Annotated in this window: 1 pseudogene; it reads left to right on the forward strand. The window is 50.5% G+C overall.

Annotated elements, in window-relative coordinates:
• A pseudogene (locus tag O0V13_RS21640) lies at positions 1 to 214 on the forward strand (IS66 family transposase); the annotation flags it as partial.

Below are 214 nucleotides of genomic sequence, written 5' to 3' on the forward strand. Positions count from 1 at the left end.
CTGAACAACAGCAGGTCCTGCAGGAAGAACTCACCGAAAAGGTGGAGTATATCCGCAAAAAGTCCGGTTCTTCCCATCCAGGCAGAACCAAACTGCCCGAACATCTTCCCGTGGAAGAGATTGAGCTGTATCCAGAGGGGAACCTGGAGGAGATGACCTGTATTGGCAAAGAGATCACCGAGGAACTTGATTACAAGCCTGCCCAGTTCATCAT

The sequence above is a fragment of the Algoriphagus sp. PAP.12 genome (genome assembly GCF_026652115.1).
GTDB lineage: Bacteria > Bacteroidota > Bacteroidia > Cytophagales > Cyclobacteriaceae > Algoriphagus.